Below are 23,747 nucleotides of genomic sequence, written 5' to 3'. Positions count from 1 at the left end.
GCTGCTGCTCTGTGACGGGGATGTTGACGGCCTTCATGGGCGTGTCATAGAGGGCTTTGCGCCCACCACCAGGGGCGCGAGTACGGGGAGGGCTCGGATTGGTCATGGAATCATTCTATTTCATGCGCACAAATTAACCTGCGAGTTTGCTGGGGAATTCTTGTGTTCTTTTATTTAATGCGCACAAAATAACGCATCGCAATGAAAGGCTCCTATGACACCCACCCCGAACCCCATCTTCACCCTGCCAGGCTTCCTGGCCGCCGCGCATGCACTCTTGGCCGCGCAGCCAAAGGGCACGGGCTACCGGCACCAAGAGGGTGTTGTGCTGCTGCTTGATGGGGAACTGTGCCTGTTTCAGGAGGGGGAGGGCATCGAGGACCCCGCCGTGTGTGACACGTCAGCTTGGGAAGAGTCGGCCGCAATTGAGGTGGCTGCTCTCAATCGACGGGAACTGGTGCAGCGGTTCCAGCCCTGCGAGGTCGAAGCATTCGAGAAAGGCCTCGTATGACCGCGAACACACTGCCAGCACCGGGGGCGCGTGTGCACATCGTGCAGCAAGGCATGCACTACTTCAATGGCACAACGCTATGCCATGTGACCGATAGGTGGGGGACGCATGCCCTCGTGCTGCTCGACTGTGGCGCCGTGAAACGCTGCAACGGCCTCACTGAAAGGGGTTTAGGTTGGTACAAAGGCGCCAACCCCTACGCGCACGGGCCTGACTTCTCGCCGGCAATGCTGTCCGACTAGTAGGGCCCAGATACCCCAGGGACACTGCCCCGAGCCTCACGGCCGGGGCTTTTCTTTGCCTGTCCCACTTTCAGCGTGCCAAGCCTGTCACGTTCAGCAGGATGAAGAAGCAACCTGCCCGCAAGACCGCGAAGACCACCAAGGCCAAGGATGGTGCGGCACCGAAGAAACAGCACATCACCACGGAGGACCGGCACCGGGCCTTTGCGCGGGAGTATGTCGCCCTGGCCTTCAACGCAACGCAGGCGGCCATCGCGGCAGGCTACAGCGCTGCTACGGCGGCTTCGCAGGGTGCGCGCCTGTTGAGAGATGCCAAGGTACAGGCGTATGTGAAGGAGTTCAGCCAGGCTGCGGTGGAGCGTGCCGAGGTGAAGGCCGAGGACGTGGTGCGGCGGCTCAACGACATGCTGATGGCCGATCCGCGCGACCTGGTTGAGGTCTACGTCTCCGCCTGCAGGCACTGCCACGGTGTGGCTCATGAGTACCAGTACACGCTGGCGGAATACAACGCAAAGCGCGAGAAGTGGCTGGACGCCGGCAAGGCGCCCCAGGACTTCCCCGAGCTGGGCGGTGTGGGCTACGACGCGAACAAGCCGCCAGTGCCGGAGTGCCCGGAGTGCTTCGGTGCTGGCCGACCGCGCGCCATCCTCAAGGACACGCGCACCATGCCACGCGGCGCCCTTGCCCTGTTCGCAGGCGCCAAGGAGGGCAAATACGGGCTGGAGATCAACGTGCACAGCCAGCTGGACGTGGCCGAGAAGCTGATGCGCTACCACGGCCTCTACAAGCGCGACAACGAGCAGCAGGGCGGCGGGAACGGCGTCGGCCACTTCGAGGTGCATTTCGTGGAGGCCCCAGCGCGGGAGCACGACCCACGCGATGGGGAGGCCGCATGAAGCTGCCACCGCCAAACACCCGTCCGTCCATCCTCGCGTTGTCCCTGGATGCTGCGCTGGCCGGCGAGGACCTGGAGCCGGACTTTGCCCAGGACTACGAGGTTGACCGCTCGCGCGTTCGGGTCGAGTTCCCCGCCAAGCTGCGCGGCCTGTGGCAGCCCAAGCGCTTCAAGGTCATGTACGGCGGGCGCGGCGGGGCCAAGTCCTGGTCTGTGGCCATGGCCTTGCTGGTGATGGGCAGCAACCGCCCCCTGCGTATCCTGTGTGCGCGCGAGATCCAGAAGTCCATGCGGGACTCGGTGCACCGCCTGTTGTCCGACCAGATCGCGGCGCTGGGCCTCGGCGGCTTCTACGAGGTGCTGGACACGGAGATCCGCGGCGCCAACGGCACGCTCATCCTGTTCGCGGGCCTGCAGAGCCATACGGTGGACTCCATCAAGTCCTACGAGGCCATTGACATCGTGTGGGTGGAAGAGGCCCAGAGCGTCAGCGCGCGCAGCTGGGAGGTGCTGGTGCCGACCATCCGCCGGCCCGGCTCGGAAATCTGGCTCACGCTCAACCCGGACCTGGCCACGGACGCCACCTATGTGCGGTTCATCGATGGGGCCGACAGCGACACCTGGCTGTGCGAAATCAACTGGCGGGACAACCCCTGGTTCCCCGAGGTGCTGGAGAAGGAGCGCCGCCGGCACTTCAAGCGCGACCCGGATACCTACTGGAACGTCTGGGAAGGCCGCCCGAAACGCACGCTGGCCGGCGCGATCTATGCGAAGGAGGTGGAGCGCCTCTACAACGACGACCGCGTGTGCCTGGTGCCCTACAACCCCAAGCTGCCCGTGCACACGGTCTGGGACCTGGGCTGGGCCGACAACATGGCCATCGCCTTCGTGCAGCGCACGGCCATGGATTTCCGCGTCATCAACTTCATGCAGGACAACCAGAAGACGCTGGAATGGTACGTGGAGCAGATGGAGAAGCTGCCGTACCGCTGGGGCACGGACTTCCTGCCGCACGACGGCGCCCACGGCGACTTCAAGACCGGGCAGACGGCCCAGCAGATCCTGGAGGACATGAGCCGAGAGGTGGTGGTGCTGGAGCGCGCGGGCCTGGAGTCGGGCATTCGCCTGGCGCGCGGCATCTTCTCCTCGGCCTACATCGATGCCCAGCGCTGCGCCAAGCTGCTGGACTGCCTGAGCCGGTACAAACGCAAGATCGACCCGCGCACGGGCGAGCCGGGGCCGCCGCTGCACGATGACGCCAGCCACGGCGCAGACGTGTGGCGTTACATCAACATGGCCCTGCCGCTGATGGACAACGACACTGCGGGCGCTGTGCCTCTCAGGCGACGCGCGGGCGGCATGGCGCGCTGATCCCGTACCAAGCCTGCCACTTTCGCGGGCATGCCTGCATGTATCGACCTGCGCAAAGCGCACCTTCACCGCCAGCATGGGGACTTGCTGGCCGTCTACACCTGGATCAACGCCGAGCGCGCGCTGGTCCTGATCCCGGCCTACCGCCCCAAATCACCCTGGTACGTGGTGATGGAGAGCGCGGCCTATCTCTACGATGACCCGGCCTACCTGGCCCGCGCCTGCGTCAAGGCCTGCGAGGTGCTGGGCATCGAGCCCAACCGGCCGAACTGGGTGCGCGTGGCCACCATCGTCAACGAGGGCCTGCCCGACCTGGTGGGCATGCCCAGCGAGCCCACATGGCAGCGCCCAGGCCAGGAGTTCGGCACCCTGGTGGTCAAGTCCGATGGCAAGGAAATCGCGGCCGAGGCCCTGACCATCCCGGACCTGGGGGCCGAATATGTCCCAGCTTGAGGCCCGCTTCAACCGCCGCGCGGGCGTGGGCGAGCGCATCCTGAACGATGTGCCGCTGGAGTTCGACGCCGACGAGGAGGCGCCGCCGCACCCTCTGGACCAGCCCGAGGCCCGCAAGACCCTGCGCAAGCTCCTGAGCTGGTACTACCGTGAGCGCGAGATCCAGGCCGAGAACCGCCTGCAGATGTCCATCGACGCCGACTACTACGACGGCGACCAGTGGGACCCGGCCGATGCGGCCGTGCTGGAGGAGCGCGGCCAGGTGCCCCTGGTGTTCAACGAGGTGGCGGTGATGTGCGACTGGCTCATTGGCACGGAGCGCCGCGCGCGCGTGGACTGGAGCGTGCTGCCGCGTGCCGAGGACGACGTGCAGCTGGCCGACGTGAAGACCAAGGTGCTCAAGTACGTCAGCGACGTGAACCGCACCACATTCAACCGCTCGCGCGCCTTCGAGGACACCGTGAAGGTGGGCGTGGGCTGGGTGGACTCCGGCGTGCGCAACGACCCCACCAAGGACATCATCTACGACAAGTACGAGGACTGGCGCAATGTGCTCTGGGACTCGATGGCCATGGAGCCGGACCTGAGCGATGCGCGCTACCTGTTCCGCACGCGCTGGGTGGATGAAGACGTGGCCAGCACCATGTACCCGCAGCGCCGCGACGTGCTGGAGCGGGCCGTGCTGCGCGAGGAGGAGTTCAGCGCCCAGCAGTGGGCCGAGGATGAATTCTTCTTCCAGGGCCACACCAGCGAGCGCCATGTCAGCGGCACCAGCGGCAGCTACCTGGCCGGCGGGCGCGGCAATATCGACAGCGAGGCGCGGCGCCGCGTGCGCCTGATCGAGTGCCAGTTCCGCATGCCTGCGTCCGTCCAGGTGGTGACCAGCGGCCCCTTCAAGGGCTCGTTCGTGGAGCCCTGGGACCATGCGCTGCGCGCCGTGGTGGGTGCGCACGGCGGCTCCATCGTGGAGCGTGTCGCCATGCGCATGCACGTCGCGGTCTTCACCGAGGGCCATCTGCTGGCCCTGGGCCCAACGCCCATGCGCCACAACAGTTTCAGCCTGACGCCCATCTGGTGCTACCGGCGCGGCCGAGACCGCATGCCCTATGGCGTGATTCGCCGCGTGCGCGATCTGCAGATGGACATGAACAAGCGGGCCAGCAAGGCCCTGTTCCTGCTGTCCACGAACCAGATCTTTGCGGAGAAGGGCGCCTTCGATGACATCAACGAGGCGCGCGAGGAGGTCAACCAGCCGGACGGCGTGGTGATCTACAAGGCCGGCAAGAAATTCGAGGTCCACCGCGACAGCGAGATGGCCGCCGGCCAGGTGCAGATGATGACGCTGGACGGCCAGGCCATCCAGAAGTCCGCAGGCATCAGCGACGAGAACCTGGGCCGGCGCACCAATGCCGTCAGCGGCCGCGCGATCGAGGCCCGCCAGCTGCAGGGCTCGGTCGTGACCACGCAGCCCTTCGACAACCTGCGCTTCGCTGTGCAGATCCAGGGCGAGAAGCTGTTGAGCCTGGTGGAGCAGTGGTACACGGAGGAGAAGGTGATCCGCCTCACGGGCCACAAGGGCCGGCTGGACTGGGTGAAGGTCAACCAGCCCGAGGTCCAGCCAGACGGGAGCGTGCGCTACCTGAACGACATCACGTCCAGCATGGCCGACTTCGTGGTGTCCGAGCAGGACTATTCGGGCACGCTGCGCCAGGTCATGTTCGAGAGCCTGAACCAGCTGGCGGGCCGGCTGCCGCCCGAGGTGGCCATCCGCATCATGACGCTGGCCATGGAGTACTCGGACCTGCCGAACAACGACCTGGTGGCCGACGAGCTGCGCAAGCTGACCGGCGAGCGCGACCCCAACAAGCCCCTCACGCCCGAGGAGCAGCAGCAGGTCCAGCAGCAGATGCAGGCCCAGGCCGAGGCCCTGCAGATGCAGCAGGAGAGCGCGCGCCAGGCGCTGGCCGAGCAGCAGGCCAAGGTCCGGGAGATCAATGCCCGCGCCGAGAAGCTGGAAGCCGAGGCCGAGCAGCTGCGCGCCGCCGGCGGCAACCCGGCGCTGGCCCAGCAGATGGAGGGCGTGGCCGCCACCGTGCGCCGCGACGCCGACATGGAGCTGGACGAGCTGCGCCGCAAGCTGGCCAAGACCCAGGCCGACCTGGCCAACAAGACGCTGCAGATCAAGGGCGACCAGGACGTGCGCCTGCAGGTGGCCCACATCGAGGCCGATTCGCGCGAGCGCGTGGCCCAGATCCAAGCCCAGAGCCGCCAAACACTCGACGCCATGTCGGGCCGGCTGAACCAATTCGACAACAAGGACTGATATGGATCGAGAAACCATCGTGCGCACGGCGGCCGTGGAGGGCGCCAAGGCCGCGCCGCCGGTCACCGTGGTGGCCACCAATGTGGCCAACGGCTGGACCATGACCCACACGGCCACGGCCCTGACCATCCTCTACGTGGTGCTGCAGGTCATCTACCTGCTGTGGCGCTGGAGCAATGAGCGCGAGGACCGCCGGGCGCGCCAGGCGCAGGAGCTTGCTGCAGCTTGCGAGGCGCGGTCGTGAGCGGGGGCCGAGTGCCTGCCGCAGGCCTGGGCATCGGCGCTGCCATTCTGGCGTCCTGGATCGCGGCCGAAGGATTCAGCGCCGCGCCCATCATCCCCGTGCGCGGCGACGTGCCCACCATCGGCCATGGCGCCACGCGCTACGAGGACGGCACGCGCGTGACCATGGCAGATCCGCCCATCACCAGGGAGCGCGCCCGCGACCTGGCCGCGAACCTGCTGGAGCAGCAGTACGGGGCCTGCGTGCGCGATTCGCTGGGCGACACGCTGGTGCATCCTGTCGAGTTCGCCCAGGCCGTGGACTTCGCGGGCCAGTACGGCTGCAGCGCCTGGCGCGGCTCCTCGATGCTGGCGCGCACGCGGGCCGGCGACTATGCCGGCGCCTGCAAGGCCTACCTGGCCTATCGCTTCATGACCAGCGCCCAGCCCCTGCAGGGCTACAGCGCCTACCAATGGAGCGCGGGCGGGCAGCCCACGCGGTGGCGCTACGACTGCAGCACGCCCGGCAACAAGGTTTGTCGTGGTGTCTGGGTTCGGCAGCAGGCAAGGCATGCCGCATGCATGGACGTGCAGCAATGAGCGTGCGCGCCATCAGCCACCTGGCCGCCGCCGGCCTGGCCGCCTTCCTGGCCTGGAGCTACCAGGGCGCTCGCTTGGGCGCCGACCTGGCCGAGGCCCGCGCCGACGCCGCGAGCGAAAAGCTGGCTGTCAGCACAGCCCAGCGCGTGGCCGACGCCCGAGTGCGCCGCGCTGAGCAGTCCATCAACACCAACTACCAGGAGGCACTGAATGCTGCCCGAACCCGCGAGGCGTTTCTGCGCCGTGATCGTGACCACCTTCTCGCTGTTTCTGACGGCTTGCGCGAGCAATCCGCAGATGCCGCCCGCCGACTTGCCAGCGCTCCCGCGGCCGCCGTCCTTGAGTACGCCACTGCCCTCGGAGTCGTATTTGAAGATTGCAGCGCAGCGTATGGAGACATGGCAACAAAGGCTGCAGGGCACGCAGCCGATGTCCAGACATTCAGTTCCGGGTGGCCCGTGACTCCAACCATGAGTCGACCGAAACCCGGCACCTCGTACACACCACCTTGAAGAAATTTTCATCCTACTTTAATGGTAAGTGCGCGCAAACATATAGGAGCCTAAGAAGCCACGTGTAAATTTTCGATAGCGAGTGCTCGCAAATTTTCAATCCGTTGGTGATGATGAACGGTTGTTTTCTCTATCTATCACACTGAGATTTTTTTGAGTGTTGTTTTTTTTGTTTGGTGACTCAAATAATTTGTAACAAATTTTCGACTATAAATTATAATTATTTATTGCCAAGAGAAGATTGATAGCAAATCATTCTCGAATGATCTGCACTCAATTAAGAGACAAATATTTGGCTGTTACTTTCTTTTTCTAATGAAAATATCGTGAAAACTTCTCAGATGAATAATGGAGCCGGTTTTTTTACTTACCATGGATTTTGGGCGCCGGGAGTGCGACTGTTTCGAGCGCTACGCTTCAAAGAAAAGGCATCTATTATTTCCTTGATATTCTTTATTCCTCTATCTGGGCTGATAATTTGGCAGCTTGAACAGTTGTCAGAACAAGGTCTTAAGTTTCGGCGAGACTCAACTCGGCAGAATGTACAGATTGCTCATGGAGTATTGGCAGCGGCGCATCAACAGGAAGTAGCTGGATCGCTTACACGGAGTCAAGCGCAAAGTCTCGCAAAAAGCACTTTGGCCAAGATACGTTATGACGGAGATGAGTACTTTTGGATTAATGACATGCATCCAAACGTGGTAATGCATCCAATTAATACAGAGCTGGATGGCACAGATGCGTCAGAAATCAGAGACTCTAATGGATTACCTCTGTTTAAAGCATTTGTGGCAAAAGTGAGGGAGGATGGGAAGGGCTTCGTCGAATATTATTGGCCTAAGCGGGGGATTGGTAAGATGGCAGAAAAGCTTTCTTACGTCCAAGGGTTTGAGCCATGGGGCTGGATTGTGGGCTCGGGAATTTACATGGATGATCTCCGCACTGCTAGATACCAACAAATGAAGTGGATAATTGTTGTGTTGGTATTGGATTTGCTGGTTGCGGGGTACCTTTTCTTTGCATTCTATCGTGTAATGAGTGGCGGGCTGCAAGAGACGCGGCGTCATCTCCGTGCGATGACAGCAGGCGATCTGACTACTTCCCCCTATCCTTGGGGAACTGACGATGCGGCAGAGTTGATGCTCGACCTTCGAGAGATGCAGGATTCATTGCGACATATGGTGTCACGAGTTCGTCGCTCCAGCGGAGAAATCGTCCATGCCAGCAGCGAAGTTGCCGCAGGGGCCTTGGATTTATCTGCACGAACCGAGCAGGCTGCTGCGAATCTTGAGGAGTCAGCAACCTCAATGGAGCAGATTTCCTCTACGGTTAGCCATAATGCGGAGCATGTTAACGAAGCAGCCCGAGTTGCGGAAAGGAATGAGTCAATCGCGACTGATGGTGGTCGGGTCATGCGCGATGTTATACATACAATGGATGATATTCGAAAGTCTTCTGCGAAGATTGGAGATATTATTGGCACAATTGATAGCATTGCTTTTCAGACAAATATACTTGCACTCAACGCTGCTGTTGAGGCTGCCCGAGCGGGGGTAGAGGGGCGCGGATTTGCCGTTGTTGCGGCTGAAGTACGGTCTCTTGCACAACGATCCGCGACCGCGGCACGAGAGATAAAAGCTCTTATTGTGGAGAGTGTTGACAAGGTGAACGCTGGAGCAATAGTTGTTCAGGGGGCAGGAGTAAAAATGGAACAAATTGTTGATGCTTCGAGAGCGATAAATGGTTTGTTGACAGAAATATCAAATGGTTCGCGTGAGCAGAGTCTGGGTGTTTACCAAATTGGGCAGGCTGTTAGTGAGTTGGATCGGATGACTCAGCAAAATGCTGCATTGGTGCAGGAAACGGCTGCTGCTGCCGATTCGATGAAAAGTCAAGCCTACGAGCTGGCTAACGAAGTGGATAGATTTCAACTGCCGGCCGCTATTGAATCGAGTCAAACAGAATTTGAGTTAATTGCGCCCGTTTTCGATTTCGATAAGGCTATCGATGCCCATCGCCAATGGAAAGTCAAATTGCGTAAAGCCATAGCTGAGAATATTACGCTAGATGTGGATGGAATATGTTGCGACGATCGATGCTCACTGGGGCGTTGGTTGCATGGTTCAGGGAAAAGAAAGTGGAAGGATCGGCCTGACTTTTCGAGCCTACTTGAAGCTCATGCACGCTTTCACAAGGTGGCAGGTGAAGTAGCACTGAAAATTAATGCCGGGGCTACGAGGGAGGCTGAGAAGCTAATTGGGGCAGGATCAACCTTCTCCCATATTTCAAACGAAGTTTGTACCTTGCTTACTCGAGCTAAAAAATGGGTTTGATAAATAGAAATTCTAGGTAATTAGATCTTCGCGGGTCATGGCGCGTTTCTGTTGAGGGAAACTCGCCGTGACTATCTTATTTATCCTTCAATAAGTTGGTTTTAAGACTCAAAAATCCATTTTGCTCTGGACGCGAGTCTCGGAACTCGTGCCAAGCCTGCCACCCTGCCGTGATCCAAACCACGAAAGGACGCACACATGAGCTTGAACGACGACCACCTGCGCCTCCTGTCCGACGCCGAGCGCGAGGCCATGGAAGCCGACGACAACGACTACGACCCCGAGGAAGACAACGCTGCCGCGCTGGCTGCCCTGGGGCGCGGCCCCCTCGATGCGCAAGAGGAAGAGGAGGGCGACGACGACGCAGCTGATACCGGCAAGAGCAAGCCCGAGCCCAGCACGCCCACCGAACCCACTGAAACCACCGCTGCGCCCGCTGCAGCGCCTGCAGCCGCTCCTGCTGCAGCGCCCGCAGAACCCTCTGATGCCACGCAGCCGACCGACGCGCCGGCACCGAATCCGCAGACTGCGCAGCAGGCCAGCGGCTACCGTGCAGAGCTGCCCGCCGACTACGACGCCCAGGTGAAGGCCAACAAGGACGCGGTGGCCGCCGCCCGCGCCAAGTTCAACGAGGGCGAGCTGGAGCAGACCGAGCTGGACGCGGAGCTGGATCGCCTGCAGGACGAGCGCGACCGGCTGCGCGACATGAAGACGCGCGCCACGGTGTCGGCCGAGATGCAGCAGCAGTCCACGCACCAGGCCTGGACTGCCACCATCAACGGCTTCTTCGAGGAAGCGGCCCAGAGCGCAGAGCTGGGCATCGTGGACTACCGCAAGGACGCGGCCAAGCAGGCGGACCTGGACGCGATGGTGCGCGCCCTGGGCGCGGCCCCCGGCAACGAGCACAAGCCCATGCGCTGGTTTCTGGAAGAAGGGCACCGCCGCGTGGTGGCCCTGCACGGCATTGCCACGACCAAGAAGCCGGCCGATGTGCAGCGCAAGCCTGACGCCTCGGCCGTGGTCACCAACTTGGCCGACGTGCCCGGCGGCGCGGGCGATGCTGACCCCGTGAGCGATGAGTTCGCCGAACTGGACAAGCTCACGGGCCTGGACTACGAGCGCGCGCTGGCTGGCATGTCCGAGGAGAAGCGTGAACGCTACAACCGCCTGGGCTGACACAGCCGCCATGCCGTCTGCTTCCACTACCCCCGACGCGCGCCGCATCTTCGTGGAGCTGCGCATGGGCGATGTGCTGGAGGTGGGCGGCGCTCGCATCCAGCTGGAATATAAGAAGGGGCAGGCCGCGCGCATGGTCGTCGTGGCAGCCCCTGAAACCACCGTCAAAAAGACACCGGCCGCACTGCGGCCCGTACCAAGCCTGCCATCTTGAGGGCTGGATCATTTTTCAACCGGGGCGCTGGAGTGCTCGCTACCACACAGGAGCACTCCTATGGGCAAAACAGTGGTGGGCGTGAACAGCCCCCGCGCCGTCAAGCGCTTTTCCGGCAACCTGGCACTCGATGTGTCGCAGGCCTCGTACTTCGGCAAGCGCTTCGCGGCCGTGGGGCAGGGCGCCAAGACCCCTATCCAGCTGCTGACGGATCTGGAATCCGAAGCCGGCGACCTCATCAGCTATGACCTGCTGGCCGAGCTGCGCATGGCGCCCGTCGAGGGCGACGATGTGCTGGAAGGCAAGGAAGAAGGGCAGCGCTTCTACACCGATGAGCTGTACATCGACCAGGCGCGCGGCGGCGTCAACACTGGGGGCCGCATGTCGCGCAAGCGCACGCTGCATGACCTGCGCGTGCGTGCCAAGCAGCAGCAGTCCAGCTGGTGGGGCCGTTTCCAGGACGAACTGACCTTCACCTACCTGTCGGGCTCGCGCGGCATCAATGCCAACTTCATCCTGCCGCTGGGCTACCAGGGTCGTGCCAAGAACCCGCTGACGGCGCCCACGGCCAACCAGCACCTGTTCGGCGGCGATGCGACGGCAGTGACCAATCTGGACGCGACCGACAAGATGTCGCTGGGGGTGATCGACCGCGCCATTGTCCGTGCCGAAACGCAGGGCGGCGGCGCGACGAACATCCCCGTCCTGCAGCCCTGCGTGGTCGATGGCGAAGAAGTGTTCGTCATGGTGATGCACAAGTTCCAAGAGGACGACCTCCGTAAGGAAACGGGCACGGGCGGTTGGCTGGAAATCCAGAAGGCAGCCGCTGCTGCTTTGGGTTTGAAGTCGCCGTTGTTCAAGAGTGCACTGGGCATGCACCGCAACGTGGTCCTGCACTCGCACCGCAACGTGATCCGCCACAACACCCACGGCGCCACGGGCGACCTGGAGACGGCGCGCGCGCTGTTCATGGGCGCGCAGGCCGGCGTGATCGCCTTCGGATCGCCCGGCACCGGCATGCGCTATGGCTGGCACGAGGAAACGGCCGACCGTGGCAACCAGGTCATCATCACCACGTCGTCCATCTTCGGTGTGAAGAAGACCGTCTTCGAGGTCGAAGGCGAAAAGCAGGACCACGGTGTCTACGGCTGCGATACCGCCGCCGCCTCGCGCTGATCCACCCCACCGAATAGAAGGAGTCAGACATGGCTTTTAAGCAACTCAGTGCCGTGGCCGCAGGCCATCAGGCCCCCATCACCCCCGGCGGCTCCGAGCTGGTGCGCTCGCGCTTCGGCCAGCCCCTGGCCGTGGCAGACCATGCAGTCGGCGCCCGTGGCGTCATCGGCATCCTGCCCGCCGGCACGCTGCCCGTGTCCCTGTTCATCCGCGTGCCTGCCGCCCTGGGCGCTGGCTTCAAGGCCTCCATTGGCCTGGCGGATGCGGCGGGCGACATCAGCGCTGCGGCCGACGACGGCGGCGGTGCCTGGGTGACAGACAACGACGCGGGCGCGGCCGGCGGCTATGTGCACCTGGTGCCCGCAGCCTTTGCCAAGCTGGTGCCCAAGGACGAAGACCGCCGCATCGTCCTCAAGGTCACAGGCGCGGGCACGGCCGCAGGCCTCTTCGCCCTGGACCTGATCTACACGAACGCCTGACAGCGTGTGCGCGCCCCGTAAGGGGCTTTTCCCCGGTGGCATCCGCTGCCGGGGCTTTTTGAACCCCGGAGAACCAACACCATGAAGCTGTTCACTTCGCTGCCCGCACGCAAGGACGGAACCCTGATCGTGCGCCTCAAGGGCGCCACCTACGTCTTCAATGGCAAGCCGCTGGCCTGCGACGTTGAGGACGAGGCAGATGCCAAGCACCTGCTGGCCCGCAACTTTCAGACCGAAGAGGAGTTCGATGCCGAGCAGAAATTCCTGCGCATGTCTGCCGAGCGCGAAGCCCGCCGCGCAGCCCAGGACGGCAAGGCCCCGTCCTCGCGCGGCACCTTCTCGCCTGGCGTGGGCCCGGACGATGAGGACGACCTGGATGGCGGCACGGGCATGCCCCAGGAATCCGACTCGGCCCCCACCGGCCGCGTGCGCAAGGCCTCGCGCGCTTCCAACGTGACCGGCTGATCGCACCATGGCCAGCTGGGAGAACTGGATGCCTGAGCTGGTCCTGGCCGCCCCCAAGGCGCCGGTACCGCTCATTCACCTGGCGCTGAACCGCGCCGCGCGCACCTTCCTCAAGGCCACGCGCGCCTGGCAGGAATGGCTGGAGCCTACGGATGTGACCGGCGAGGCCTTCGCTGAATACACCTTCGAGCTGCCCCAGGGCGCCGAGCTGCTGCGCCTGGAGCGCGCCACACTGGCCGGGCGCCCGCTGGAGGTGGCCAAGGCGCGCGATCTGCCTGCCGATCCCTGGCAGCAGGAGCTGCGCGGCAAGCTCTACCTGGTCACGACGAACCTGCGCGAATTCACCGTGCGAACCGGCAGCAATGGGGGCAGCGCGGGCCGCCTGCAGGTCTACGCCTCGCTGATGCCGTCCCTGCGCGGCAACAGCGTGCCCGACGAGGTGGCCTCGCTCTACCACGAGGCGATCCGCGAAGGCGCCAAGGCCGAGCTGCTGGCCACCGAGGGCACGGACTACTACAGGCCCGACCAGGCCGGCGTGGCCCTGGCATTCTTCACTCGCGCCATGGATGACGCCACGGCCGACGTGTGGCGCTCCAACACCAGCCGCGGCTCGCGGGGGAGGGCATCATGGCTTTGACCGTGGCCCAGCTGCTGGACGACGCAGCGCGCGACCTGCAGGACAAGGGGCACATCCGCTGGACGCGCCAGGACCTGCTGGACTGGTTCAACGCCGCGCAGCGTGCCTTTGCCGAGCAGCGGCCCGACCAGATGGCCCAGCCGCGCGACCTGGTGATGGCCGCCGGCTGGCGGCAGGAGCTGCCGGCCGATGTGCTCACGCTGATCGACATCACGAACAACGCCAACGCCACGCAGCGGCGCATCACCAAGACCGACCTGTGGGTGCTGGACGCCGTGGCCGGCGCCTGGCGCTCGGGCTCTCCGGGCCGCGAGGTGCAGCACTACATGCACGACCTGGGCACGCCGCAGGAATTCCTGGTCTATCCGCCCGTGGCTGCCGGCACCAAAGTGCGCGCGGTGGTGGGTGTCGCGGCCGTGGACCTGGCCGACGAGAGCGGAACGCCCAGCGTGCCCGAGCGCTGGATGGACGCGCTGCGGCACTTCGTGCTGTTCCGGGCCTGGTCCATCGACGCCGAGTTCGGCGGCAACGCGACCATCGCGGCGGCGCACCGTGCCCTCTACAACGAGGCGCTGGGCATTCAGGCCCAGGCTGCGGCCACCACGGCCGTGGCCCAGAAGTGAACCAAGCCTGCCATCCTGGCGGGCATCTTCCATCTGGGCGCTGGAGTGCTCGAAGCCAAAGGAGCCGTCATGGCTGGTTTCAGCACATCCCTCGCCAACGCGATCATCAGCGCCACGCTGCGCAAGCAGGCCTTCCCGGCCATCCGCAACGCCTACTTCGCCCTGTTCACGGCTGACCCTACCGACGCCTTCACCGCCGGCACCGAGGTGGCCGCACCTTGGTATCAGCGCGTGGCCACGGGCGCCTTTGCCGCGCCCAACAACGGCGCCACCTACAACGCCGTGCGTGCGGAGTTCCCGCCCGTCACGGGCGCCCAGGTCACGGTCACGCACATCGGGATCATGGAAGGTGACTCAGCCACCGATGGCACGGCCACGCTCATGTACTCCGAGCCGCTGCCATCGCCGCGCACGCTGCAGATCAACGACGTGTTCGTGGTGGACAGCCAGGCGCTGACTGGCGACTTCACGCTGCAGCTGCTGTAAGCCATGAACCGGGGCGCTCTCAACGGGTTCGCTCTCAACGGCCGGTCCGCCGACCCCGTGGTGCGCATCCGCGTGGACGCCAAGGGCTATGCCCGCGTCCGCGTGGGCGGGCGCGTGCTCGCCTATGCCGTAGTGCACTCGGCCCCCGCTGCTGCGCTGACGGGCCCGCTGGGCCGTGTGCACGCCAAGCTCTCGGCGGACTCTGTGGCGCGGGCGGCCGTGGAGGGCGTGCTGGGCCGGATTCACGTCCGCAGCCTGTTGGCGGCCACCGGCCGCGCGGTCCTCAAGGTCACGCTGCCGCCGGTCTACGGGCGCGTGGTGGCCAAGGCCACGGCCCGGGCCACCGTCAACGCCCATGTGCTGGCACGCAGCCCCGTGGCGGCCGCGCTGCAGGCGCAGTTCTCCCCCCAGACGCACCTGCTGCGTCGCGGCCCTGTGCAGTCCGCTCCGGCGGCGCGCGGCAAGGCGGATGGGCAGATCTACGTGCGCCGCTGGCTGCGCTCGCCCGTGGACGGCAAGGGCCAGGCCTTTGTCGTCACGCAGGGCCGCGTCGAGGCGCGGCTGGCCGTGCTGGCCCAGGGCCTGGCGCGCGGCGCCGTCGATCCGCACCGCCTGGTGCGCGCGCCGCTCGCGGCCCAGGGCGTGGCCTTCATCGACATCGACCCGGCCGTGCACAGGCGCCTGCCCTTCGATGAGGCAGCGCCCGAATCCCGAACCTTCCTCGTGCCCGCAGGAATGACCACCTTCTACGTTACCGACCAAGGGCAGAGCATGTTCCGTGCATCCCCCATGCAGCCTGCAGACACGCAGGACTACGACATCGAGTTCGCCGACTGGTTTCCGCCGGGCGACGAGATTGTTTCCGTCGAACTCAAGGTGCGGCCGGCCATGCCCATGCCGCCGTCCTATGCCTTCGTGGGCCAGCGCGTGAAGGTCTGGATCTACGCGGGCGGCGCCGATGGCCAGAAGTACCAGATCAGCGTGGCCGCCACGACCAACGACGGCCGCACCAAGGAGGTGGAGCTGATCGTGCCCATCAAGGAAAAATAGAAATGCCGCAGCTGTTCCTCAACAACTTCCAGACGCAGTTCATCGCTGACGTGCGCGCGGCGCCGCAGACAGGCGCCCCGGCCACCGAGCTGGACTATGGCGTGCTGCGCGTGTCCGATGGCGCGGCCGGCCTGCTGCGCAACCCCGAGCCGGGCTCCTGGTATGTGCTGACAGCCTACAAGCGTAGCGGTTCGCTGGAGTCGGACTACGAGGTCCTGCATGTGACCTCGGTAGACAACGCCGTGATCGGCGAATGCCGCCTGACGGTTTTGCGTGGCCAGGAAGGCACGGCGCCGCGCTCCTACGTGGCCGGCGATCTGCTGGAGCTGCGCTTGACAGCCGGCGGCATGGGCGTGAAGGTGGACCGGGAAGACGGCAAGGGCCTGAGCGCCAACGACTTCACCAACGCCGAGAAGGCCAAGCTGGAGGGCATCGCCGCCCAGGCCACCAAGAACGCCACGGACGCGCAACTGCGCGACCGGACCACGCATACCGGCGCCCAGGCGATCAGCACCATCACGGGCCTGCAGGCCGCCCTCGATGCGCGCGCGCCCAAGGAGAACCCCACCTTCACGGGCACGGTGTCGGGCATCAGTAAGGCCATGGTGGGCCTGCCCAACGTGGACAACACTGCCGACGCGGACAAGCCCGTGAGTACCGCGCAGCAGGCGGCCCTGGCCAACAAGGTGGACAAGGTGGCGGGCAAGGGCCTGTCCACCGAGGACTTCACCAGCGCAGAGAAAGCCAAGCTGGAAGGCGTGGCCGCGCAGGCCACCAAGAATGCCACGGACGCCCAGCTGCGCGACCGCAGCACGCATACGGGCACGCAGGCCATCAGCACGGTGGCGGGCCTGCAGGGCGCGCTCGATGGCCGGCTCAAGCTGCGGACCTTCGCCAATGCGGAGCCAACCGGTGGCGCGCCGGGTGACACCTGGGTCAACACCTCGGACAGCCGCGCTTGGATCGAATACGCCTGGTTCGATGACGGCAGCGGTGGCAAGTGGCAGCGCCTGGGGCCGGCTGCCGATGGCGCGGGCCTGTCCTCGAATACCGCCGTGCTCACGTCCGCGAACAACGGCGCGACCTTGCCCGTGGGCCAGGTCACGCGCGTCAACACGGCGGCAGGCTCGGTGACGCTGCTTGCGCCTGCGGCCTCGGCCGTGGACCTGCGTTTCGGGGTCCGTGACCACAGCAAGAGTTTTGGAACCAACACATTGACGATCAACCCGCAAGGCGGCGATTTGCTGATGGGCATGAATGTCGGCCTGGATGCCGATTTCAATTTGCCCGGTGAGTTGAGTTTTCGGTGCGTTCAGATTGGCCGATGGGAGATGGAATGATGAATCAGAGTCTGAGTGATTTGATGGGAGTGAACAGCCTACCTCCGATTGGTAGCATCCATACACTGCCAGATGTTTCCGATTCTTATGGAATTCAGCGAACCCAAGGTAGAACATATCTGAGAGCCGGGACTCTTGCGCGGTCCTCTCTTTTTCCTTCCGTTCCTAACCATCTGAAACCGGTTGGAAATATGGGCATTAAAACTGGTCAATTGCTCAATATGCCCGTTGGTGATATGGCATCTGACGGGAAAAATGCAATTGTGGCAGTCGCATATGACAGTACAGTTTATACGTCGCTGGATTCGGGGGATACTTGGACTAGTCGCGGAAAATTGCCAAGTTCAGCGGGGTATTCTTGGTCCATTGCTACCGATGGAAATGGACTCTGGCTTGCTATGGCGCGCGATGGTACGGTAGTTCGTTCGACTGATAATTTTTCCACTTGGGTTGTAACGCTGACTGCCGCGCAAGCGGCATTGGTGGGTGCCATCACTTTCGCTTGTCGCCTCGATTATGCAAATGGGGAATTTTGGGTTTCTCGACTACAGTTGACTCTCAGTCAGTTCAACTCTAATAATAACCATTGTTATCGACTGAATTCGGCGGGAACGGTCTTGACTCCAATCAGCCTGCCTGCCACCGGTGCCGATAACGCGTCATACTATTTATGTGGTGTATTCGGCAATGGAAAAAGTTTGCATGCTCTGTTTAATAGGATAGGGGTCAATTCGGCTGTGTCTAGCGGGAACAACTGGACGTACGTTTATACGTACGACGTTGGCGCCGGCGCCTTTCTTGCACCTTATGTAATTTGCTGGTCTTCCGCCATGAGCATGGCGTGGGATGAGAGTCAAGGCTTATGGATTACGTACGGAAATCATGTGTATTCCAGTGCGTTCTCTATGGACGTTAGAATTTACGATATAGATCTAAAATTGGTTGCCTCTTGGTCGCCTGCTATAGGTTCTTCGGGAATGGAAGGCTATTTCCCATCTAGTCCTCCCGCAGATGTCGTCTCGTGGGGTGACTGGGGGGCATTACTTAAGCTGAATCGTAATTTTTGCATAGATACCTTTGGCCGAAGTGGGGGGGCTGCTGCTTCTTCAACTTTCTTTGTCCAGCGACCATTAGGAGGGAGTGTTGCTCCCGTAGCATTTGGAATAAGTCCAACTTTATATTCTGGCGCGGGCGTTAGAGTAAATAGGGATTTGGTCGTGATTCATAGTAATAATTCCAGGGAAATTATTAAGATTCCTTCCTGTGTTGGACTCGTTGCCGCGAGTAAGCCGAGTACAGATACGGCGGTATATATGAGGGTGGGCTAATGAATCACGCCGATTTCTTTTGTGTGCCTCAGGCACAGTCGGAACTGACGCCGGGCCAGTTCCGGGCCTTGCTTACCTTGAGTGAGCAGCGCATCCTGGACAACTTCGATGTGCAGGAGTTCGCAAGTTTCAACCCCAAGATCAAGGCGCTGACCATCGACCAACGCGCCGATGTGCGCACGGGGATTGCCACCTACCGCGACAGCACCAGCGTGGATTTGGGGGATATGCGCACCGTCACGTTCATCAACATGATGGGCGCCTACGGTCTGCTGGACAGCGAGGAGCGTGCGGCGCAGATCCTGGCGGGCCAGGTGCCAGCGCTGGCCGCGTAGGGCGCTGGTGCCAAGCCTGCCACGGTAGCGGGCCATGACCACCTACAAGCTGTCCGCATTCCCGGGCGAGGCGCCCAGCGTGTCCGACCGCGCGCTGGGCGTGAACTTCGCCCGGGAGCACTTCAATCTCTTCCTGCCCAGCTCCGAGTTCTGGCCGCTGGCCACCGACCGGCGCCACTCGGCGTGCCTGGCCGGCACGCGCACGCTGCACCGCTTCGCGCGAGATGCCGGCGGCGCCGTGCAGCAGAACCCGGCCGCGCCCATCCGCTCCTGGGTGCAGGAGCTGTCTCTGGTCAAGGGCCAGATCAACGACGAGGCCACTGAACGCACCTACCAGACCACCAACGACGGCAGCGCGGCGCCGCGTGCGCTGGACGTGCGCGGCAACGACCGGCTGCTGGGCGTGGTGCGCCCGGTCAAGCCCACAGTCACCCTGCAGGTGGTGGACGAGTTCACGACCGAGGAGGCCAAGACCTGGCTGTATGGCGACTTCGCCGAGCTGGTGCGCGCGGACCTGCTGGCCACGGTGATCCAGCACGAGGGCCACCAGGAGGCGATCCGCTGGGATGCCAATGGCAAGGCTTATGCCGGCGCCACGTCCAACTACGGGCTGTCGCTGTCTACCGCCGTAGGGGCCGGCGCCTGGGCTGGGAATCTCTATGCCGTGGTCTCGGCCGCCCGCGCCAAGGCCTGCGAGATGGACACCACGCGGCTCGGGGCCATCAGCACGGCCAGCGGCTGGGCCGTGCCGGTGGCCGCCATGCCGTACAGCTATCCCTTCCGCAGGCCCGCGCTGGTGGAGGCGCTGCAGCGGCACGAGTTTCCGGACACGGCCGGCGAGCGCTCTGGCGAAACCGTGCTCACGGCCGACCAGGCAGCCAAGCTGGCCGACCTGGTGGAGGCCTCGGTGGCACCCGGCAGCAAATGCACGAACTGGCGCAGCGAGCTGGACAAGCTGCTCAAGGAATTCGCGGACCTGGCCCTGTCCAAGTCCTGGGCCGGCGCGGGCACGGCGCCCATCAAGCCGACCGAGCCCAGCGTGGCCCAGTACCACTTTGACGCGGACAACAACGCCATCGAGCACCCCGACTGGGTGCAGTACCGGCTGAAGCTGGAAAACTTCTTCAAGGCACAGGATGCCTACACCGACAGCAAGTCGGATGCCTCGGGCCAGGCCAGCAGCTTCAACGCGCGCTTGGTGGAGATCCAGCAGCGCTGCGCCACTCTGGTGTCCAGCATCCAGACCCAGCTGGCCAGCCAGTACATCGCGGCCACGGGCGATACGGCCGTGATCGGCACCTGGCTGGACCAGCTGGGTGGCGTGGCCGACCTGGCCGGCAAGACCGTGGAGCGCGTGGTGGACTCGCGCTTCTACGTCGTGGCCTTTGTGACCGACTGGGGCGAGGAGTCCGAGCCGTCGCCCATCTCCGACATGCTGGAAGTGGACCAGAACGACACCGTGACCATCCAGCGGCCCCAGGCCATGACGGGCGAGCAGCATGCCGCGCGCCACGTCGTGAAGTGGCGCATCTACCGCAGCAACGCCTCGGCCGCAGCGGCGGCCTGGCAGCTGGTGCAGGAGCTGCAGATCTCCGTGGCCAGCTTCCTCGATGACAAGAAGGGCGAGGAGCTGGACAGCCTGCAGCCGCAGTTCACCTGGGCCGCGCCCCCGTACCGCATGGACGGCCAGTACGAGGGCGACAACAAGCCCAGCGTGGGCGCCAACCCCTACCTGCGCGGGCTCACGGGCATGCCCAACGGCATCATGGCCGGCTTCATCGACAACACCGTGGCGTTCTGCGAGCCCTATGTGCCCTACGCCTGGCCCGTGGACTACCAGGTCACGACCGAGTGGCCCATCGTGGGCATGGCCGTGTTCGACCAGACGCTGTTCGTGGGCACGGCCGGCAATCCGTACTTCGTGACGGGCGCGCACTCGGCGCAGATGTCGGCCATCAAGCTCGACAGCAACCAGTCCTGCAGCGCGCGCCGCTCCATCGTGCCCGTGCAGGGCGGCGTGCTCTATGCCTCGCCCGATGGCCTGTGCCTGGCCAGCCCGGGCGGCGTGCAGGTGGTGACGCGGCAGCTGATCGCGCGCCAGGACTGGCAGCGCATGCAGCCGGCCAGCATGTTCGCGGCCGAGCACGAGGGCGTCTACTACCTGTTCTACGCCGGGGCCGGTGGCGGCTGCCTGGCGTTCAGCGCGCAGGACGGGGCCAAGCTGGGCCATACCGACCTGGGCAGCGCGGGTGTGACGGCGGTTTGGGTGGACCGCTTCAACGACCTCATGTACGTGGCGCGCGGCCAGGACATCCTGGAATGCTTCACGGGCGATGCCCTGCGCACGGCGCGCTGGCGCACAGGCCTGGCCACCCAGGGCCAGCAGCTGCCGCTGGCCTGGGCCAAGGTCTACGGCCTGCAGGACGCCCAGCACCCGATCACGCTGCGCCTGTGGGGTGACCGCCAGCTGCAGCACACGGCCCAGTTCACCGACCTGCAGCCGCAGCGCCTGCCGCCCGGGCGCTGGCTGGAGCACCAGGTGGAGATCGAGGGCGCGGCCCGCGTCACCAGCGTGGTGCTGTGCTCGACCACGGAGGAGCTGCGCAGCGTATGACCAACCGCAAGAAGATCGACACGGGCGCGGCCCGCCTCCCGGCCCTGGCCCGGGTCAACGTCCAGGACAAGGCCCTTTCAAACTGGATGCAGGCCGTGACCGAGCACCTGGAAGTGCGCTCCGGCGCCCGGGGCAACGAGTTCGAGCGCGGCGTGACCCTGCGCGAGCTGCTGGACCTGCAGGGCTCGGTGCAGGGCGTCACCCAGCTGCTGGCCACCGACAAGACGCCGGGGGAGGGCGAGATCGTCATCGACCTGGGCGGCGGGCTGTCGGCCACGGTGGCCGTGGAGCGCTTCGCCCAATCCATCATCGAATCACGCCTGTTCAAGAGCCTGGCCAAGACCCTGGACGACCCCAGCCGCTTCGACCACCTGGCGCAGGAGATCCGCGACGAGCTGCTGCGCTCCATCGCCGACGAGGCCGCCAAGCGCGGCGCCGAGGTGCGCGAGCTGCAGACCGTGGTGCAGAGCAACGAGCGCAGCCTGGCCATGGCCGTGCGCGAGGTCACTGCCAGCCTGCGCAACGCCAGCGCAGGCCTGCGCGCCACACAGGCGGCGTTCGCGGACGGCCAGCGGGCCATGGCCACCAACGTGCTGCAGCTGCAGGCCTCCCTGGGCAACTACTACCAGGACGGCAAGCCGGGCCGCGCCATGCTGGAGCAGGAGATGACGGTGCTGGCCGGCTACAGCGAAGGCCTGCGCGCGCAGTACACGCTCAAGGTGCAGGCCGGCGGGGCCCTGGCCGGCTACGGCATCGCGGCCGAGGAGGTCAACGGCAAGACTTCCAGCGCCTTCATCATCATGGCGGACAAGTTCGCCATCGTCTCCCCCAGCTACAACGCCGGCCAGATGAGCACGCCGCGGCCCGAGGACGTGGTGTTCGGCGTCGATGGCGATGGCATATATCTGCAGCGCAACGTCTACCTCAAGGGAAACATGCGCATCGACGGCCTGGGCAAGAAGCTCGTGGACGGCCTGCGCGGCTCGGTGCTGCTGTCCGCCAGCGGCAGCTTCTGGAGCGATGCCACCGCGCGCCAGGCCGTCTGGCAGGCCCTGGGCAACAGCGGCAGTGCGCCCAACACCAACCACCTGATCGTGGGCGATGCCGTGACCATCAGCAACGGCGCCGGCTTCACGCAGACCCGGCACTGGATGGGCGCGGCCTGGGTGATCCCCGCCGCCGTGCTCAACGGCGACCTGCTGGTGGACGGCACAGTGGCGGCCCGCAAGGTGGACACGCGCGGCCTCACCGTGCGCGACAACGCGGGCAACGTCATCCTGGACGCGAACGGCCTGGACGCGCAATGGCTGCGCAATCTCAAGGCCGCCCAGGTCAATGGCCTGGGGCCGCTGGCCACCAAGGACAAGGCCCGCATCGGCGAGACCGTGGCGTTCCCGGATGGCACGACGCTGAACACCAGCGACTTCATCAACCGGCTGCAGCGCATCACGTCCAACAACATCGGCGTGTTCATGGACACGGCGGCCATCGGCACGGCCTACATCGGCCAGGCAGCCGTGGGGACGCTGCAGATTGCCGGCGGCTCTGTCACATCCATGGCCAGCGGCTCAGGCGGAATGACCACCATCTACGGGGAAAACGAAGTTGAGCTGTGCTCGGCTTGGGTGAACAACGCGGCCGGCGGTTCCGGCGTGGTGGTCATCGCCCTGGTCAATGCCATGCCCGTGAACAGCAACGGCAGCCTGAGCCTCACCATATACCGGGGCGATATTGGCTTGCAGTACACCGGCACGTCGATGCCCAACGGCTACCGGACTTCGGCGCACAACAGCTGCTTCGACAGTAGCCCGCCGTCCGGCTGGACCTCATACCGGCTCATGGCGCGGGCCGGCCCCGGCGAGACGGTCACGGTCTTCCTGTCCAACATCGTGGCCACGGGAGGGCGCCGGTGATTCACTTTATCCAGATCGACGGAGCCGGCCGCATCCTGCGCTCGGGCAGCGCGCCGTTTCGTCACCTCAAGGACCTGCCCGGGGCGAATGGGAGCTTTCGCCGCGTGTCGCATCCCGTGCCGGACCCGAACGCCTTCTATTGGGACGGTGGCCTGGTGGCCGTGCCGGCGGCGCCCAGCACGTTCCACCGCTTCGACGTGGCCAGCCGGGGCTGGCTCATTGACCTGGGCCAGGCCTGGTCCGCCGTGCGTGCGGAGCGGGACAGGCGGCTGGCGGCGTGCGACTGGGTGACGCTGCGCGCTCAGGAGACAGGCGAGCCCGTGCCGGAGCCCTGGCTTGCCTACCGTAAGGCCCTGCGCGACATCACCGACCAGCCCGACCCGCTGGCTGTCGTCTGGCCCACGCCACCGGCCTGATGCGTGCCAAGCCTGCCACTGTGGACGGCATGA

The 23,747-nt window shown here is 64.5% G+C and carries 24 protein-coding genes; all 24 read left to right on the top strand.

Annotated elements, in window-relative coordinates; translation table 11 throughout:
* Positions 1-214: 214 nt before the first annotated feature.
* The 24 genes from ACFPFG_RS01680 to ACFPFG_RS01565 all read left to right on the top strand — a co-directional run bounded on the left by ACFPFG_RS01680 (position 215) and on the right by ACFPFG_RS01565 (position 23,714).
* On the top strand, positions 215-511 hold the full coding sequence (locus ACFPFG_RS01680; protein ID WP_374621629.1) for a hypothetical protein: 297 nt from the start codon (positions 215-217) through the stop codon (positions 509-511).
* A 343-nt stretch (positions 512-854) separates the two neighbouring features.
* Complete coding sequence (locus ACFPFG_RS01675; protein ID WP_374621632.1) at positions 855-1,649, top strand: terminase small subunit; 795 nt, start codon at positions 855-857, stop codon at positions 1,647-1,649.
* Positions 1,646-3,019 carry a PBSX family phage terminase large subunit gene (locus ACFPFG_RS01670; RefSeq protein WP_380104644.1) on the top strand — a complete coding sequence of 458 codons (1,374 nt, stop codon included), beginning with the start codon at positions 1,646-1,648 and terminating at the stop codon, positions 3,017-3,019. Before ACFPFG_RS01675 ends, ACFPFG_RS01670 begins: the two co-directional genes overlap by 4 nt.
* An 84-nt stretch (positions 3,020-3,103) precedes the next feature.
* Positions 3,104-3,472: a hypothetical protein gene (locus ACFPFG_RS01665; protein ID WP_380104642.1), complete on the top strand. Its 369-nt coding sequence runs from the start codon at positions 3,104-3,106 to the stop codon at positions 3,470-3,472.
* Complete coding sequence (locus tag ACFPFG_RS01660; RefSeq protein ID WP_380104640.1) at positions 3,459-5,795, top strand: portal protein; 2,337 nt, start codon at positions 3,459-3,461, stop codon at positions 5,793-5,795. The genes ACFPFG_RS01665 and ACFPFG_RS01660 overlap by 14 nt, the downstream gene beginning before the upstream one ends.
* 1 nt (position 5,796) lies before the next feature.
* Positions 5,797-6,039, top strand: coding sequence for a hypothetical protein (locus tag ACFPFG_RS01655; protein ID WP_017406469.1), 243 nt, complete (start codon positions 5,797-5,799; stop codon positions 6,037-6,039).
* Positions 6,036-6,617: a glycoside hydrolase family protein gene (locus ACFPFG_RS01650; RefSeq protein WP_380104638.1), complete on the top strand. Its 582-nt coding sequence runs from the start codon at positions 6,036-6,038 to the stop codon at positions 6,615-6,617. Before ACFPFG_RS01655 ends, ACFPFG_RS01650 begins: the two co-directional genes overlap by 4 nt.
* Entirely contained in the window at positions 6,614-7,129 is a 516-nt protein-coding gene (locus ACFPFG_RS01645) for a hypothetical protein (protein WP_380104636.1), read from the top strand. The genes ACFPFG_RS01650 and ACFPFG_RS01645 overlap by 4 nt, the downstream gene beginning before the upstream one ends.
* 326 nt (positions 7,130-7,455) lie before the next feature.
* On the top strand, positions 7,456-9,462 hold the full coding sequence (locus ACFPFG_RS01640; protein WP_380104634.1) for a methyl-accepting chemotaxis protein: 2,007 nt from the start codon (positions 7,456-7,458) through the stop codon (positions 9,460-9,462).
* Positions 9,463-9,660: 198 nt separating this feature from the next.
* Complete coding sequence (locus ACFPFG_RS01635; RefSeq protein ID WP_380104632.1) at positions 9,661-10,638, top strand: hypothetical protein; 978 nt, start codon at positions 9,661-9,663, stop codon at positions 10,636-10,638.
* Entirely contained in the window at positions 10,613-10,852 is a 240-nt protein-coding gene (locus tag ACFPFG_RS01630; RefSeq protein WP_380104630.1) for a hypothetical protein, read from the top strand. The genes ACFPFG_RS01635 and ACFPFG_RS01630 overlap by 26 nt, the downstream gene beginning before the upstream one ends.
* Before the next feature lie 60 nt (positions 10,853-10,912).
* Entirely contained in the window at positions 10,913-12,028 is a 1,116-nt protein-coding gene (locus ACFPFG_RS01625; protein WP_380104628.1) for a N4-gp56 family major capsid protein, read from the top strand.
* A gap of 29 nt (positions 12,029-12,057) precedes the next feature.
* A complete protein-coding gene (locus tag ACFPFG_RS01620) occupies positions 12,058-12,507 on the top strand; it encodes a hypothetical protein (RefSeq protein WP_126313070.1) in 450 nt (149 codons plus the stop codon).
* Between the two features lie 81 nt (positions 12,508-12,588).
* Positions 12,589-12,972, top strand: a complete 384-nt coding sequence (locus ACFPFG_RS01615) for a hypothetical protein (protein ID WP_374621662.1) — start codon at positions 12,589-12,591, stop codon at positions 12,970-12,972.
* Between the two features lie 28 nt (positions 12,973-13,000).
* Positions 13,001-13,609: a hypothetical protein gene (locus ACFPFG_RS01610; RefSeq protein ID WP_380104625.1), complete on the top strand. Its 609-nt coding sequence runs from the start codon at positions 13,001-13,003 to the stop codon at positions 13,607-13,609.
* Complete coding sequence (locus ACFPFG_RS01605) at positions 13,600-14,232, top strand: phage adaptor protein (protein WP_374621667.1); 633 nt, start codon at positions 13,600-13,602, stop codon at positions 14,230-14,232. Before ACFPFG_RS01610 ends, ACFPFG_RS01605 begins: the two co-directional genes overlap by 10 nt.
* Positions 14,233-14,301: 69 nt before the next feature.
* Positions 14,302-14,718, top strand: a complete 417-nt coding sequence (locus ACFPFG_RS01600) for a phage tail fiber protein (protein WP_034398312.1) — start codon at positions 14,302-14,304, stop codon at positions 14,716-14,718.
* A 3-nt stretch (positions 14,719-14,721) separates the two neighbouring features.
* On the top strand, positions 14,722-15,768 hold the full coding sequence (locus tag ACFPFG_RS01595) for a phage fiber-tail adaptor protein (protein ID WP_374621670.1): 1,047 nt from the start codon (positions 14,722-14,724) through the stop codon (positions 15,766-15,768).
* A gap of 2 nt (positions 15,769-15,770) precedes the next feature.
* Positions 15,771-17,108, top strand: coding sequence for a hypothetical protein (locus ACFPFG_RS01590; protein WP_374621673.1), 1,338 nt, complete (start codon positions 15,771-15,773; stop codon positions 17,106-17,108).
* Entirely contained in the window at positions 17,105-18,436 is a 1,332-nt protein-coding gene (locus tag ACFPFG_RS01585) for a WD40/YVTN/BNR-like repeat-containing protein (protein WP_380104622.1), read from the top strand. Before ACFPFG_RS01590 ends, ACFPFG_RS01585 begins: the two co-directional genes overlap by 4 nt.
* Positions 18,436-18,771: a hypothetical protein gene (locus tag ACFPFG_RS01580; protein WP_374621679.1), complete on the top strand. Its 336-nt coding sequence runs from the start codon at positions 18,436-18,438 to the stop codon at positions 18,769-18,771. Before ACFPFG_RS01585 ends, ACFPFG_RS01580 begins: the two co-directional genes overlap by 1 nt.
* Before the next feature lie 34 nt (positions 18,772-18,805).
* The gene (locus ACFPFG_RS01575) at positions 18,806-21,385 is read left to right on the top strand and encodes a hypothetical protein (RefSeq protein ID WP_374621682.1); all 2,580 of its coding nucleotides are present in this window, start codon (positions 18,806-18,808) and stop codon (positions 21,383-21,385) included.
* Positions 21,382-23,298: a phage tail tip fiber protein gene (locus tag ACFPFG_RS01570; RefSeq protein ID WP_374621685.1), complete on the top strand. Its 1,917-nt coding sequence runs from the start codon at positions 21,382-21,384 to the stop codon at positions 23,296-23,298. The genes ACFPFG_RS01575 and ACFPFG_RS01570 overlap by 4 nt, the downstream gene beginning before the upstream one ends.
* Entirely contained in the window at positions 23,295-23,714 is a 420-nt protein-coding gene (locus tag ACFPFG_RS01565; protein ID WP_374621688.1) for a tail fiber assembly protein, read from the top strand. The genes ACFPFG_RS01570 and ACFPFG_RS01565 overlap by 4 nt, the downstream gene beginning before the upstream one ends.
* Positions 23,715-23,747 lie beyond the last annotated feature (33 nt).

This window comes from Delftia deserti (genome assembly GCF_042653485.1).
In the GTDB taxonomy this organism is placed as follows: Bacteria; Pseudomonadota; Gammaproteobacteria; order Burkholderiales; family Burkholderiaceae_C; genus Comamonas; species Comamonas acidovorans.
The sequence above is the reverse complement of the archived record's forward strand: the minus strand, read 5'-3'. Positions and strand labels throughout refer to the sequence as shown.

Bases quoted from the DNA above. Each gene is read 5' to 3' on its own strand.
- ACFPFG_RS01675 (WP_374621632.1), top strand. From the start codon at position 855: ATGAAGAAGCAACCTGCCCGCAAGACCGCGAAGACCACCAAGGCCAAG.
- ACFPFG_RS01580 (WP_374621679.1), top strand. From the start codon at position 18,436: ATGAATCACGCCGATTTCTTTTGTGTGCCTCAGGCACAGTCGGAACTG.
- ACFPFG_RS01680 (WP_374621629.1), top strand. From the start codon at position 215: ATGACACCCACCCCGAACCCCATCTTCACCCTGCCAGGCTTCCTGGCC.
- ACFPFG_RS01625 (WP_380104628.1), top strand. From the start codon at position 10,913: ATGGGCAAAACAGTGGTGGGCGTGAACAGCCCCCGCGCCGTCAAGCGC.
- ACFPFG_RS01585 (WP_380104622.1), top strand. From the start codon at position 17,105: ATGATGAATCAGAGTCTGAGTGATTTGATGGGAGTGAACAGCCTACCT.
- ACFPFG_RS01605 (WP_374621667.1), top strand. From the start codon at position 13,600: ATGGCTTTGACCGTGGCCCAGCTGCTGGACGACGCAGCGCGCGACCTG.
- ACFPFG_RS01590 (WP_374621673.1), top strand. From the start codon at position 15,771: ATGCCGCAGCTGTTCCTCAACAACTTCCAGACGCAGTTCATCGCTGAC.
- ACFPFG_RS01670 (WP_380104644.1), top strand. From the start codon at position 1,646: ATGAAGCTGCCACCGCCAAACACCCGTCCGTCCATCCTCGCGTTGTCC.
- ACFPFG_RS01660 (WP_380104640.1), top strand. From the start codon at position 3,459: ATGTCCCAGCTTGAGGCCCGCTTCAACCGCCGCGCGGGCGTGGGCGAG.
- ACFPFG_RS01575 (WP_374621682.1), top strand. From the start codon at position 18,806: ATGACCACCTACAAGCTGTCCGCATTCCCGGGCGAGGCGCCCAGCGTG.
- ACFPFG_RS01635 (WP_380104632.1), top strand. From the start codon at position 9,661: ATGAGCTTGAACGACGACCACCTGCGCCTCCTGTCCGACGCCGAGCGC.
- ACFPFG_RS01570 (WP_374621685.1), top strand. From the start codon at position 21,382: ATGACCAACCGCAAGAAGATCGACACGGGCGCGGCCCGCCTCCCGGCC.
- ACFPFG_RS01595 (WP_374621670.1), top strand. From the start codon at position 14,722: ATGAACCGGGGCGCTCTCAACGGGTTCGCTCTCAACGGCCGGTCCGCC.
- ACFPFG_RS01600 (WP_034398312.1), top strand. From the start codon at position 14,302: ATGGCTGGTTTCAGCACATCCCTCGCCAACGCGATCATCAGCGCCACG.
- ACFPFG_RS01615 (WP_374621662.1), top strand. From the start codon at position 12,589: ATGAAGCTGTTCACTTCGCTGCCCGCACGCAAGGACGGAACCCTGATC.
- ACFPFG_RS01645 (WP_380104636.1), top strand. From the start codon at position 6,614: ATGAGCGTGCGCGCCATCAGCCACCTGGCCGCCGCCGGCCTGGCCGCC.
- ACFPFG_RS01620 (WP_126313070.1), top strand. From the start codon at position 12,058: ATGGCTTTTAAGCAACTCAGTGCCGTGGCCGCAGGCCATCAGGCCCCC.
- ACFPFG_RS01655 (WP_017406469.1), top strand. From the start codon at position 5,797: ATGGATCGAGAAACCATCGTGCGCACGGCGGCCGTGGAGGGCGCCAAG.
- ACFPFG_RS01610 (WP_380104625.1), top strand. From the start codon at position 13,001: ATGCCTGAGCTGGTCCTGGCCGCCCCCAAGGCGCCGGTACCGCTCATT.